General features: G+C 42.6%; 16 protein-coding genes. 1 reads left to right on the forward strand and 15 read right to left on the reverse strand.

The window, feature by feature from the left end:
* Nucleotides 1–244 precede the first annotated feature (244 nt).
* Complete coding sequence (locus FYJ84_RS13875; protein WP_154408187.1) at nt 245–526, forward strand: hypothetical protein; 282 nt, start codon at nt 245–247, stop codon at nt 524–526.
* On the opposite strand, the gene FYJ84_RS13880 is transcribed toward FYJ84_RS13875, so the two are convergent.
* From FYJ84_RS13880 to FYJ84_RS13950, 15 genes are all read right to left on the reverse strand, one after another.
* Nucleotides 509–829, reverse strand: a complete 321-nt coding sequence (locus tag FYJ84_RS13880) for a gp53-like domain-containing protein (RefSeq protein ID WP_154408188.1) — start codon at nt 827–829, stop codon at nt 509–511. The genes FYJ84_RS13875 and FYJ84_RS13880 overlap by 18 nt on opposite strands.
* Before the next feature lie 120 nt (nt 830–949).
* A complete protein-coding gene (locus FYJ84_RS13885; protein WP_154408189.1) occupies nt 950–1,483 on the reverse strand; it encodes a hypothetical protein in 534 nt (177 codons plus the stop codon).
* Nucleotides 1,467–1,874 (reverse strand): type II secretion system protein GspG, encoded by a 408-nt coding sequence (locus FYJ84_RS13890; protein WP_154408190.1) that lies wholly within the window; start codon nt 1,872–1,874, stop codon nt 1,467–1,469. Before FYJ84_RS13890 ends, FYJ84_RS13885 begins: the two co-directional genes overlap by 17 nt.
* Nucleotides 1,874–2,929, reverse strand: a complete 1,056-nt coding sequence (locus FYJ84_RS13895; protein WP_154408191.1) for a type II secretion system F family protein — start codon at nt 2,927–2,929, stop codon at nt 1,874–1,876. Before FYJ84_RS13895 ends, FYJ84_RS13890 begins: the two co-directional genes overlap by 1 nt.
* Nucleotides 2,926–4,551, reverse strand: coding sequence for a GspE/PulE family protein (locus tag FYJ84_RS13900; RefSeq protein WP_154408192.1), 1,626 nt, complete (start codon nt 4,549–4,551; stop codon nt 2,926–2,928). Before FYJ84_RS13900 ends, FYJ84_RS13895 begins: the two co-directional genes overlap by 4 nt.
* A complete protein-coding gene (locus tag FYJ84_RS14945) occupies nt 4,551–5,921 on the reverse strand; it encodes a type II secretion system protein GspD (RefSeq protein WP_154408193.1) in 1,371 nt (456 codons plus the stop codon). Before FYJ84_RS14945 ends, FYJ84_RS13900 begins: the two co-directional genes overlap by 1 nt.
* 140 nt (nt 5,922–6,061) lie before the next feature.
* On the reverse strand, nt 6,062–6,694 hold the full coding sequence (locus FYJ84_RS13910) for a hypothetical protein (protein WP_154408194.1): 633 nt from the start codon (nt 6,692–6,694) through the stop codon (nt 6,062–6,064).
* Between the two features lie 11 nt (nt 6,695–6,705).
* The gene (locus FYJ84_RS13915; protein WP_154408195.1) at nt 6,706–7,302 is read right to left on the reverse strand and encodes a hypothetical protein; all 597 of its coding nucleotides are present in this window, start codon (nt 7,300–7,302) and stop codon (nt 6,706–6,708) included.
* Nucleotides 7,299–8,753: a hypothetical protein gene (locus tag FYJ84_RS13920; RefSeq protein WP_154408196.1), complete on the reverse strand. Its 1,455-nt coding sequence runs from the start codon at nt 8,751–8,753 to the stop codon at nt 7,299–7,301. The genes FYJ84_RS13915 and FYJ84_RS13920 overlap by 4 nt, the downstream gene beginning before the upstream one ends.
* Nucleotides 8,754–8,758: 5 nt before the next feature.
* Nucleotides 8,759–9,055 carry an STAS domain-containing protein gene (locus tag FYJ84_RS13925; protein ID WP_154408197.1) on the reverse strand — a complete coding sequence of 99 codons (297 nt, stop codon included), beginning with the start codon at nt 9,053–9,055 and terminating at the stop codon, nt 8,759–8,761.
* Nucleotides 9,056–9,081: 26 nt separating this feature from the next.
* A complete protein-coding gene (locus FYJ84_RS13930) occupies nt 9,082–10,149 on the reverse strand; it encodes a SpoIIE family protein phosphatase (RefSeq protein WP_154408198.1) in 1,068 nt (355 codons plus the stop codon).
* Entirely contained in the window at nt 10,149–10,673 is a 525-nt protein-coding gene (locus FYJ84_RS13935) for an ATP-binding protein (protein WP_154408199.1), read from the reverse strand. Before FYJ84_RS13935 ends, FYJ84_RS13930 begins: the two co-directional genes overlap by 1 nt.
* Before the next feature lie 19 nt (nt 10,674–10,692).
* Nucleotides 10,693–11,277 carry a S26 family signal peptidase gene (locus FYJ84_RS13940; protein WP_205764283.1) on the reverse strand — a complete coding sequence of 195 codons (585 nt, stop codon included), beginning with the start codon at nt 11,275–11,277 and terminating at the stop codon, nt 10,693–10,695.
* Nucleotides 11,278–11,534: 257 nt separating this feature from the next.
* The gene (locus FYJ84_RS13945; protein ID WP_154408201.1) at nt 11,535–12,254 is read right to left on the reverse strand and encodes a hypothetical protein; all 720 of its coding nucleotides are present in this window, start codon (nt 12,252–12,254) and stop codon (nt 11,535–11,537) included.
* Nucleotides 12,255–12,278: 24 nt separating this feature from the next.
* Nucleotides 12,279–12,533 carry a hypothetical protein gene (locus FYJ84_RS13950; RefSeq protein ID WP_154408202.1) on the reverse strand — a complete coding sequence of 85 codons (255 nt, stop codon included), beginning with the start codon at nt 12,531–12,533 and terminating at the stop codon, nt 12,279–12,281.
* Nucleotides 12,534–12,944: the final 411 nt, after the last annotated feature.

The raw sequence follows: 12,944 nt of genomic DNA on the forward strand, positions 1-12,944 counted from the left end.
GATATCTTTCGCCAGATGACTTCGAAAAACTTTACAATGCGAGCGTTGCTAGAGAATCACTATTGGTAAGCTGAAAATAATTAAAATTTCTCATTTTATGTTGTACTAAATCTTGACATAGGACCAATGACACTCTTAAAATTTTAAAAAGTGGTCTTGACAGGGGGCCCATTATAGTAATCATAGTATTACGGATAAGCCATCATTAATATTTACTTATTATGATGGCGTAAAATGGGCTAGATTGTATAGTGATGGCTGGTGCGAACAAGGAGCAATATATACTTCATTATCTAACTTCTCCTATACAATCGAATCATTTATTCTGCCTTATAAAGATACAAACTATCAAATTATAAAAACAGGCGAACACGCTAAACCAGTATCAGATGAGGTTTCGGTTTGGAATTACACTATATTTATAGTAGATAATGGTCATTATAAATATTTAAATGATTTATTTAATAAAATAGGTGTATACGCTATTGGATATGTCTCTGATAGTACATTAAAAGCCTATAAATAATCCATATATTGCATTATTAGGGCCCAACCAATCATTAAATACTATATTACACCCTGCATTAGTAATTTTATTAATAGTAGCGGCATTATAAGCGTTCCAATTACTTGTTAAACCACCTTTTGAAACAACACCAGTAAAGCACTTATGTGGAAATGTTATTGGAAATATAATACTCATTTCATTTGCAGATGCGTTATTTCTAGTAATCCATTGTATAATAAGTCCATCTGATGTTTTGTAATATCCGTCACCTGATGTAAATGTAGATAAATCAGGGCTATTACCTTGCGAAGTAACTACCACTCAACCTAAATCCCCCTGAGTTATCATCACAACACAATGACAACTCAGGGGGATTTACACTTACAATATCACCCTAGTTAAAGAACATTTAATCTGTCCAAATTGAACAGAACAAACAAATTAATAATATGCATACAAATCATCATCAGTACCAGCCTGACGATCAGGGCCAGGTGAAGCAATATACCTATTTCCATTTGCATTTGTACCAAACACGAAATCACTACCAAATGCATCCTTGTACACGCCACCCTTGAATCTTCCACTATCAGCATTTAACAAATCTGTTACAGCTGCACCAGTGATACTGTCAGCAGCAGCCACGCCATCAATTAAATCCTGCATACTTGATGGTCCCTCCCCATCCCTGCGGTGTGCTGCATAGCTGGAAGCGGCAGTCTGAATATTTGACATTTCCAAATACTGGGAACCTAATCTTCCTAAATCCAAAAATTTATTCCAATTAAGCACTACTACAGCCATAATCACAATAATAAACAGCACATACATCATTGTCTCACCAGATAGTGCCAACCCAGCTACCTTGAACTTACTTTTCTTTCCTTGCCCTGCTTTCATAGCAGGCATATTCATTGTTAATATCATAAAAATATTCCTCCTTAAGAACTTGAAAAAATTATTCACTATAGCCAATATCATCTCCGCAAATACCGCTGTCAATACTGCTGGATGCCTGGCCATCTTGACCAACACTAAATACAACAAACCCCTTATTTCCATTGCTTATATACTGATATGAATTTCCAAAAGGATCGTTGGGTACTTCACGGAGCCAAGGACCATATTGTCCCTTAGTTTTAGTTAAATCGTCAAGCTTTCCCGGATATGTCCCCATTTCCATACGATACTGACTGATATAACCACCAAGCGCAGCGGTATCAGAAGCTGCTGTGCTCCTTTTTCCTGCATTAATATAGGTACTTCCTGCCACAATTACGACTACTGACAGCATCACAATAAGCAAAACAGCACCAACTGCCTGCATAAGAATAAATCCATTCGCCTTATACAGTTTCTGTTTCATCAAATACCTCCGCTTGTTATCTGCCCCATCATGTTAAATAACGGTGACAGCACAGAAAACATAATTAACCCCAGAACAACGAAAATAGGTGTCAGCAGTATATTGGAAAGTTTTGTATTGAACATCTGTGACTCAACTATCAGCTGCTTTTTGTAAAATGCTGAACGCTTGAACATCATCTCGCCCATGTCACTTTTTTCACCAGCTTCCAAAAACATAAAGATTGATTCATCTAAAACCTTCTCCACATCCATTTTTTGCAACACCTGGGTAAAGCTACCACCCGTTCTCCTGATTTCCTTCAAAGTCCTGCCAATTAAATTGTCTATCAGTATATTGTCAGAACCGGAGGCGGTAAATTCCAGTGCACGGATAGTATCCAGTCCAGCGTTCTTGCACAACGCCAAAACTAGGCAAAACCGATATTGCAGTGAATAAAACACCAACGGCTTATATACAGGAATTTTAAGTTGCAACCTGGCCCAGGTCTCTGGATTTGCCCGGAAAAAGCAAATCAGTGCAAATACCGCAGCTGCTATTCCTGGCAGAACAATAAACCAATAGTTTTCTGCAAAAATCCCAACATCTATCATCAGCTTTGTGTGAAAAGGTATCTGCATATTGAGACTGCCCATAAATCTTCCCATGGATGGCAATACGACAAAAATGACAATTCCTACAGTGATTGCCAGCAGTATAAGCAGAAATACAGCTTGTCCCATCTGTGAGCCGATATTACGCCGCAAATCAACTTCCTGCTCCAGGGAGCGCACTATTTCCTTATATACTTCCTCAGCCTGGCCGGTTCCTTCGCTTACCTTCATCATCTCCACGATATAGCTTGGAAACAGCTTGGGGTGCTTGGCAAAAGCATCCGGCAGCCTGATGCCTGTTTCCAGGTCATGCTGCACTGAATCAAGTACCTGCTTCACATAGGGACGGCTGTTTTTAGCATACAGCTTCAGTGCATCCAGCACATTCAAGCCAGCCATAGTATTCTGCTCAATGATGATAAATATCTGGTACAAATCATTTAAATTTTTCTTGGAAATCATTTTTTACTCACCTCCTCCCTGCCTACCGCCTGGATTAAATCACTTAGGGCAATTCTGCCATCCATTGCCATATCCAGTCCCTTTTCCCACATGGAGCGGAAGCCATTATGCAAAAGCACTTCCTTTATGGTCTTGAAATTATTATTCCGCAGCAAGATGTCCCGTATCTCAGTATTGAGAATAACGTACTCCACCACGGCTGTCCTTCCTGAAAGTCCGTTATTGCAGTATTGACAGTTTGCTGCCGTCAGGCTGTCCGCCTTTTCAAATAATTTATCCTCACATCTGGCAATCTCGTCAGGTGTCAGCAGTTTTCTTTCCTCTTTTGTCAGGATATGCTTCTGCCTGCAATGCGGACAAAGCGTTGCCACCAGTCTCTGAGCCATTATAATCTTCGTTTCCAAAAGCAGGGTTGTCCGGGATATGTCCAAATCCAAAAGGCGCAGGATAGTTCCGATGCAATCACCGGCATGAACTGTGGAAAATACCAGATGCCCGGTATTGGATGCCTGGGTTGCCACAGTAGCATCCGTAGCATTTCGTATCTCATTGAATAAAATAATGTCCGGATCAGAACGCAGCACGGCTTCCAATATCTTTTCCCCCGACAAGTTATTCCCCTCATTATCAGCCTTATGTATCTGAATCTGAGTAAATTCATCTTCATAAATCTCGATCGGCTCAGCTATTTCAATCACATTCAGGGGCTCCTGCCTGGTGTCCAGGACATAATGTATAGCGGCATGAAGGCTTGTTGTCTTGCCGCTGCCTGTCGGGCCGGATATGATACACAGGCCCGTAGGATTTCTGTACAGCACCTGCTTTATGTCATTCAGGTCCGCCTCCGTATAGCCAATGTCATCCAAAGTCCTTTTGCTTATATTGCCGCTCCTGCCAGCCTGGGGCTGCAAACGCAAGACGATGGTCTCCAGCCTGTCCACACCATTCCCCTCCGGCAATGTTTCCAGGCGGATGAATATATCCTGACCGCCATGAGTCATATAAAAAGAACCTTCATTAGGCATATTAGTCCTGGTCATATCCGCAGACTGAGATGTATCCATCTGCTTAATCAGGCTTGCCACATTGGTCATCTGGCTTTCAGTAAATTCATGATTGGTAGTCATATCATAAGCATGTCCATTAATCCTGAACACTACCCGATAGCCACGGAATTGTGGCAAGAGATGTATATCAGATGCCCTGCGCCTGGCAGCATCCTGCAACATAGTATTGATTGCCCCTTTTAGTGGAGTCATATCAGTTTCTATATTCTGCAGATGCTGGCTGCCACTTCGCTTAAAGCTGGCGATATTATAGTATTTTAAAGCCCCCAGCTTCAGGCTCTCCTCCGATGTATACAGCAACTTGACTTTTCTGCCCAGCAAACCTTCCAGCTTGTTTTTCATCTTAAAGGTCTGCTCCGTATCAGTAGCCAGCACCAGCCTGTTTCCCTCCAGCCCCACAGGAATGATATGATACTGAAGCACCATATCTTGTGACAGAAGGTTCACCACATCAGCAGGAATTTCCAGCCTGGATAAATCATCAACCGCATACTGACCGCTTTGCTTCATCTGCTCAGTGAAGTGATTTCTATACAGTTCGCTATAATCTGCCATTAATCTCCCACCTGCCTCAAAATTTCTTTTGGATCAATATCATCAGTCACAATATATGGAGTTATCATGATGTATACCTCGGAATACTCCTTAGTCTGGCTATGGAATTTGAATAATTCACCCAGGATCGGCAAATTCATCAGACCTGGAATCCCACTGAGATTATCCAGATCCTTTACACTCATCAAGCCGCCTATAACGAAGGACTGGCCACTCTTAAGATGCGCGGAAGTAGTAGCCTTGCGCGTGGAAATCTGCGGAGCCGTAGTTTCACCTTTGCTGATCCAGGAAGTAATATTGCTTATCTCGGCAGCAATCTTCATGCTTATTGTCCCTGTCACCTCGTCAATAGCCGGAGTAATGGTCAAATTGGTGCCAATATCCTTGTACTCGGCAGTCACAGATGTTGAGCTGGAAGTAGTCGTACTGGATAGTATTGGCACCTGGTCTCCAAAATTCACAACACCTTCCTGCCCATTCATTACCATAATCATCGGCCTGGAAACCACCTTGCCTTTGGATAACGACTTGCTTGCAGTAGCATTGGCAGAAAAAGTCAGCTTTTCCAGCCAATTTCCTTTAAAGGATGAACTGTCAGTAATGCCGGAAGTCGTACCAGTATGTGAATATGTCGGCAAAGAATACTGCATCCCCAAATCCAGCTTATCGCCATGATTTATCTCAATCAGCTGAGCCAGTACCAGGCACTGGCTCACCGGCTTGTCTATGGCACTCATATGCCTGACAGCAGCAGCCACCTGATATGGTGTCCCGGTCACGGAAACTGAACGTGTTTCAGAATTTGCAAATATGTTGCTCTCATTTAGTCCCAGTGCCTTCAGTTCATTTGTCACTTTTTCCATATCTGACAAATGATGAACAGGAATAATCTTGGATTGCAGCATAGTATCCGAGGTGCTTACCAGTATGGCGTTATCATCCACCATCCAGTTGAAATTAAAGGCATTGCTCAGATACTGCATGGCTTTTTCGCAGGTCACATTGTGCAGTGACATATAAACCTTGCCATCCAAGGTGCCATTGATGACCACATCCCTGTTGGCCACTTTTGCCACGGCGTAAAGGCTCTGGGCAATAGGCGTTCCCTGCCAATCAAAATTGTATCGCCCTTCATTACGAAAATTGTGCTGCTCATTATATGGCTGAGGCAGCTGTATTTTTTCCCGGCTTTTTTCTTTTTGCTCACCAGCCTGGCCTGCTTTCTCAGTCCCGGCAGTATTTTCAGCAGAAGAAGCTGACGATTTATGCTCCGGCTCCTTGGTACTAACATTTTTCTGATTGTATTCTGCCAAAATCCGCTTTATCTTCTCAGTGAACAGATTCGGATTATATATTCCCTCCTGCTTCACAGAAGCCTCCTGCTTTTGTACTGCGGCATATGCAGTATCTGAACCAGCTATAGCGGTTACACTCAATATGGATATACCAAGCAGTACAGCTGCAATATTATGGTGTAATTTTGTATCTTTCAATCTTCTCTCCTCCTGTCCTACTCATACCTTACTTTTGTGCCATTATCAAAGGTAATGCCATCTCCGCCAATATAGGCAATCCGGTTATCTCTATAAACATCACCTTCTGACACCACCTTGCCATCACTCATAATCGCTATATTAGAGCCATTATCCCCCATAGCTATCCCCTGCACTGCAATTCGATCTGATGATGCCGGAGGCTGATTAGATGACGGATTGCTGACCTGGGGAATCCCTGCCTGCATAGGATGATTTGGAATAGCTGGCAAAGGAATATTGGTACTTCGCGGCATAGCAGGGACAGTACCCGGATTGTGCGCAGCAGCCATATCAGCAATATTATCCTTTGAAACATCAAATTCTTTAATTTCTATGAAAGGATTAACAGTAAAAATATCCCCTGCTACCGACAATGAGCTGTTACTCTCACTTCCCTTCACTGCTACCGGCTCCCCTGATGCAATTTGTTCAGCGTGAACGCTGTTATTGTTATGCTCAACACCATTGCCAGGAGCTGAATATGGCACCTTTTCAGAAGATGAAATCGCATTATACACGGAAAATAAGAGTAAAACTATCGCCAGGCTACCTAGAATAACCATCTTTTTTTTATTTTTCACCTGAAAATCAATTTCTATATTCGGCATCTTCTGTCACCTCATTTCGTGTATATTTTGTACGTCAGCTTGGCAGATATACTGCCATCCTTGCCTTGCAGCACAAGATGCTTTAGCCCCACAAGAGCATCACTTTCCTGCAAGCTCTTAACGCTTTTCATAACTGGTTCATATTGGCCGGAAAACTCCACTGAAAACACCCTGCCATCAGTTTCCTGCTGCTTTAATTCCTTGATGGTATTGATATTCACACCTAGTGCCTGCAGCCGGAAAATTACATCTGTCTGTACCATGTCAACCTGATCAGCTTTTACCGGGCGCATGTCTTCACTATTCAGCTTATTATTTTTTTCATGCCACTCACTGATAAAAGACTGCATAGTTTCAATCTGCCTTTCTGTTTCCCGCTTCTCATAGTAAGAAGATATTACTCTGGTTGTCAGCATCGATGTAACAAAGATAAAGATACTCAGCAAGGCAACGTATATCCCCAGCCTGATCTTATTGGAAAAACGAGGTTCATTGGCTCGAGGCTCTACATATGCTTCCTGCAAGTTATCACTATTCTGCTCCTTACTAGCTTTGAACCTGGCACTCAATATGCCGATAACTTCACTGAATTTCTCCCGGATTATCACCTGGCATCCCCCTTTCGCCCCAATACCAGATTGGCCACCTTGGCACCACTGGCATTATCTGTTGTCATCTGAGGAATTGCCACTGAACTGAACATGCCGAGCCCTGATAAATCATTTATATAAGCCTGGAACTTCAACGGATCCGCTGCCAGCATCTTAATCTTCACCCATTCTGCCGCGTTAGGCTTTGTGTCACTGCCTGCCTCAAAAGATACATAGCCAATTTCTGGCGGCTTGACGCTCATTACAGCACTATATGCCTCCAAAATCTGCTGATCCTCTTTTTGTTCTGCACCTATGATTGACAATTCCCTTTCTATATTTGCAATACTTTCCTGGCCGCTTGCATAATCTTCCTGCAGCCCCTCCGGTATCTGAGTGGCTGAAAACAGCAGGATAACCGCCAGCTCTGCAAAGGAGATTATCCCCATAAGTATCATGGCGATACGGCTAAAGCTGAAAAAACGCTCCAAGCGATAAAATTTCTTGGACTTATTTTGAACCTCCTCCGGCAGCACATTACCAGGCAGAACCTGCACATAACTCTCAATACATTCCTCAAGCGCATCAGCCCCGAAATCAGCCCACTGCAGCAATGTGCCCATGGCGCAATACCAGCCATATTCGTTATCATAAGGCAATTTTCCTGAAATGAGCCTGTCATTAACTGCTATTTTCTGAGCAGCTCTCTGATGAATGATTTCATACTTCTCCGCCAGGGAACTCCCTATCACAACATAGGGAAGGTCCTGATTCAGATATTCAAAAGTTTTTTCTGCCGAAAGTTCAAATGCACTCATCGCTTCATGTATTGTCATCTCCGCTTCTTCAGCTGTCAGCAAGGACAACTCATGAGCAGACATATCATCATTATCCATCTTAAAGATGCCACCATTGTGGCTAAAACCTACCAACGTAGCTTTTGAATCAAATGAAAACAGTATCAGCTGCTCCTGATTGTACTCACATCTTGACCGCAAAAAAGCCACACTGGCTGCTTCTATTGATACCAGATGCACCTTTGCCTGATCTGCTGCCTCGGCAAAAATATCTACAATCTGCCTCTCTATCACAGACACGGTTTCCATGGGTTTTTGCGGCTCAGGAGATGTGATAATCGGCACACTGTAATAATAATTGTTTATGCTCTGCTGCAATCGCTGTGCCACAGTGTCCCTGGTCTGGTCATGACTGCTGCTGTAAAAACAATCAAGAAGGGAAAACACATAATCCGGCAACACAATAAATATCTCATCATTGTCTCGGCCCGTAACAGATTGAACGTCCAGAAAGAAGTATCTCCATGCCTCAACAGCTGAAATTGCATCCATTTCCAATGCCTTGAGATAATTCTGCTTAATCACCTTATAATCCGTTATATGAATCCTTTTCTTCTTTTTTTCGCCAACAATGACCTGGGTACAATCAGGGCGTAAAAATACTCCTATCAAGTTTTTTACCCCCTATCTATCAGCCAGCTGTCCAGCATACTGTCCTGCAGGACTGTCAGCACCCTGCCATGGGCATTCCTTGCCGAAAAATTGCCCGGCTGCACCAGCTGCCTGAAATCACAGAGCTGCGATATGCCGGTGCTGTCCAGCAATGTAGTATGCTGAAAATCCACCAGCAGCTTCGTGCAGCCATTCTGTCTTGCCGTGTTAAATTCAGCCTTGATAGCTTTCACACGGGTAGTGATATAGTTTCCATTAACAGCCAATACAGCTGTATCTCCCTTTATAGTGATAAATTGCATATATAACATCCTTCCTTTAGATATTTTTATTTATTGTCATGAAAAATCTTAATAAATATAGCTGATATATCATCATGCTTGGCAAATGCCATCGGCTCATCTGCGCTTTCCGACTTCTCTCGCAAAAGATCATTTAAGCCATCTGTGATGAAGGTTATTTCCTCCACACTGCTTAAGTCCAGGCATTCTTCATGCCAGGACACATCTCTGTCATAGCCAATCATATAGGAACGGCAGCTTATGCTTTCGCGCCTGGAATGGTCTTTATACTTAACCAGCAGTGACGGTATGCCTGCTGAGCAATAGATGAGTTTTTGAGCATGAATATCCATAAAAAAGCATAATGTCGGTATCAGGGTTGCAGAAACGAAGTTGTTTAAAACTTCCCTATTAACCGCCTTGACAACCTCATCCAGGGTTTCATATACCCCTGCCTGATATTGCCACATATATGTTTTGAGAATATACAATGTATTCATTGCCTGCCCATAGCTAAGTAAATCATGGCCAACGCAATCAAAAATGAATCCATATAAGCCATCTTTGTTGTCACTATGAACATCTGCATCAGATTTTAACAATGTATAATGCAGCCCATCACCCGACAAATGATAATACGGACTTAGCAGCCTGTTGACCGAAAAAGCTCCACCAGTATCCTCCCGTGAACAGGCCGGAACCAGGCAATCATATTGCTGAACAATAGCATTTTCCATACCCTCATCCAGCTTCTCCCCGCCCTGAATTTGCTGAAAATCATGCTTTAACTGAGCTATAAACAGTTCATAGGGAATACCATAAGGCAGATACCTGTCTGCCTTGGCGTTTTCCAGCAGCCCTTCCAAACCTGTGAGGTACACCAAAGCCTGGTTTTCTTTATTATCCTTAATGGCAGAAGCTACCGTCATGCCGTTAAAATCCGGCAAATCTATATCCACTATCACTATAGCAGGCTTAAGCTGCTGGCATTTAAGCATGGCTTCCATGCCATCAGCTGCACTATGCAGGGAAGCCCCATTATCCAGGCTGTAATCAATCTGCTGGAGCAATTTTTCAGGGTTCCTATGCACCACCAGAATAACAGGTTTTTTCATCAAAAAATCACCCCGTTCTCACTTAGGAAAAGCCTTTCTGATAGCACACCGATATTCTGTGTTATCAGCTTTTTCGGCAATGGATAGCTCACACACATCGTCACAGTCTTGTCCTTCACATCAATGTACAGGTATTCACAGGCCTCCAGCATCAGCCAGATGCCTCTGCCGGACAGCCTTGTACCCTTGAACTCACCAAATGTCTTGCGCTGCCACTGCTTATCTTTTCCCAAGGCCTTGATTTCATCGCAAAAACGTTTAACATCAAACTCCTTGGTTTCTGAACTGACTGATACCTTGATATCCATGTCCCGGATGCTCATTTTGATGTCCACAGCAGCCTCGGTCAGCCCTGCCAGTGAATACTGAGCTGCATTATTGACAGCCTCCATAATGGCAATCTGGAAATGCCCCTCCGGGTCTGCCAATGTCTCATTGCAAATCACATCCAGCTCCGGCAATACACGCTCTATAAAGTCATCATAGCCGTGTATATGAAAATCTATATTTTTTACTAACGCCATATTTCCTCCTATCCAGCATCTACCAAAAAATATCCAGAATATCTTCTGTTATGAACGGTATGACCTTGGCCTGGATATTCTCCATCGGTACAGGTCCGGTATATCTGCCATCAAAACTCCTGGGATTGTCCCCTACGGGCAGGAATTTATTGCCTGATATGATGTATGTACCTTCCTCATGAGGTATAATCTGTCCCAGGGCATCCTCCTCACTGATGTGCCCATGATATTGGTGATTGATATAAAATCCTCTTTCACGGCTGACCTCGTACATATCACCATCCAAGCCGCCGATATGCTTCACAAACAATATGTCAGGATTGGTAATCCATCCTTTGCTCATAGCGATTGCTACACATTCTGCTGGCGGCTTATACACTACATAATCCTGCCTGTCCAGGCTTAACCTGGGAACTTTTAGATAAATCCCACGCGGTATGGACGGCGATGAATTGGTATAAAACATCTCATGCCCCGTCTGACTATCTTTATTCTTTTCCACTGGCAATTTGCCAATGCCAAAAATAACCGCCAAAAATATCAACAGGCAAATCAAATACAATCTGTTTTTCCTTCTGAGCTTTTTATCTGCATCACTTGTCATAAATATATCCTCATCCAAACGCATCCATCGAAGTTATAGCTATAAAATCTGCTGAATAACACTTTAGCAGAAAATTTGTAAAAAATATTACAGATTTGTCGCATTTTTTTGCAAGGAAAAAGACCACTCGTATAAAAAGCGGCCTTGTGTGTATAAGATTATGAAATTTTTGTTCTGTCCAATTTGAACAACTCATTTGTTTAGTTTAAAATGAACAACTCGCGTGTTCTGTCCAATTTGAACAGAACTTGTTTTTGTTATGCGGAAAGCTTAAATCCCCATTGTGCAAATATATCTGAAGCAATCTGCCGGAATTGGTTGAGATACCGATAAATTGATGCCCTGTTAATAGCTGCTTCGCAGCTCAGCTCATCGATGGTCAGATGATGATACCGGCATTTATGGCTGATCACCCAGTTATATGACGATTCATCCGGAGCAGCCTGGCACTCTGCCAGCTTGCTTAAGAGCTGCCTGTAACAGCTTCTCTTGTCTATGAGGTTTTGCAGCCATTTCCTGTTGATTTCTACTCCCACCTGTATTCCCCACTCCAAGGCATCTATACGGGCATCTAAAATGTGAATCATGTTAATAATTTTTTGCGGAACAAATATATCCGTAACACTAATGTTATAAAAAAGCATATTCTGAATATCACGCTGAATATCTCTGTTCCATATGAACAGCGAACTAGTAGAAACATCCAGCTTGGTGGAAATCCAGGTGAATGTCTGATTATCTTTATACTTATACAGAAAAAATTTGATTTGCGTGTCAGTCAGGCAACGGCATATCGTATCCACTACCATGTTATTGATGATGTGTCGCTGATACATCAGAAAAGTACGATAGATGTTGCTCCTGCCTGCCATGCAGTACAGCTGCACATCCTTCGGCAATGTAGTAGTAGGATGAAATCTCTCCTTGATGGCATACTCTGCCAGATAATTGCTGATATTCGGTTTATACTTAAACATAGTCACACCCTCTTGCCTATCTACCTATAAAGCCAGTTCCCAGATTGGCTTGTGCGGTTCAATCCTATAAGTTTTTCCAGTATTAAAATCCATGACTACATCATCCGGCAGACCTGTCGTCATAGAAGCTGCTTTTGCCGCTGAAAGCTGCCTGCCTACAGACAGCTGATACCCTTCTTCCAGTGCCCTGCGCAAGAATCCGGCAGGATTCTTTATGCCCTTCTGCTGCTTCAATACTTCGATTGCCTTGATAATCTTTTCCCTGCCATAGGTCTGCAAGAAGACCCTGATAGTTTTGACATTTAAGCCAATATCATGCAAAAAACTTGAAACAACATCAACAACAGCACCTTGTTGCCTGTTTTCTGTGGCATAAACTTGAGCTGCGGAACAGCTGGCAGCTGCCTGCTCATCAGATATGCCAGACCTGCTCTTGTTGTTGTTGATTATTTTAGTATTTTTATTTTCTTGTATATTATTTCTAGTATTTAGGGGTTTCCCACAGGAAACTCTAGGGTTTTCCCTGGGAAACTCCGGGGTTTCAGGGTTTCCTGACGGAAACTCTCAGACCGTAGACAAATATGGCAGCGAGTTATCCACACTCGCTGCCATATTTTTGCCTTATAAAGTAGTTTGTATTTTATTTTTTCAAAAAAACTATTTTTGCCATGTACAGACGGCTTTTGCAGC

The organism is Anaerovibrio slackiae (genome assembly GCF_009695585.1).
GTDB classification, from domain to species: domain Bacteria; phylum Bacillota; class Negativicutes; order Selenomonadales; family Selenomonadaceae; genus Anaerovibrio; species Anaerovibrio slackiae.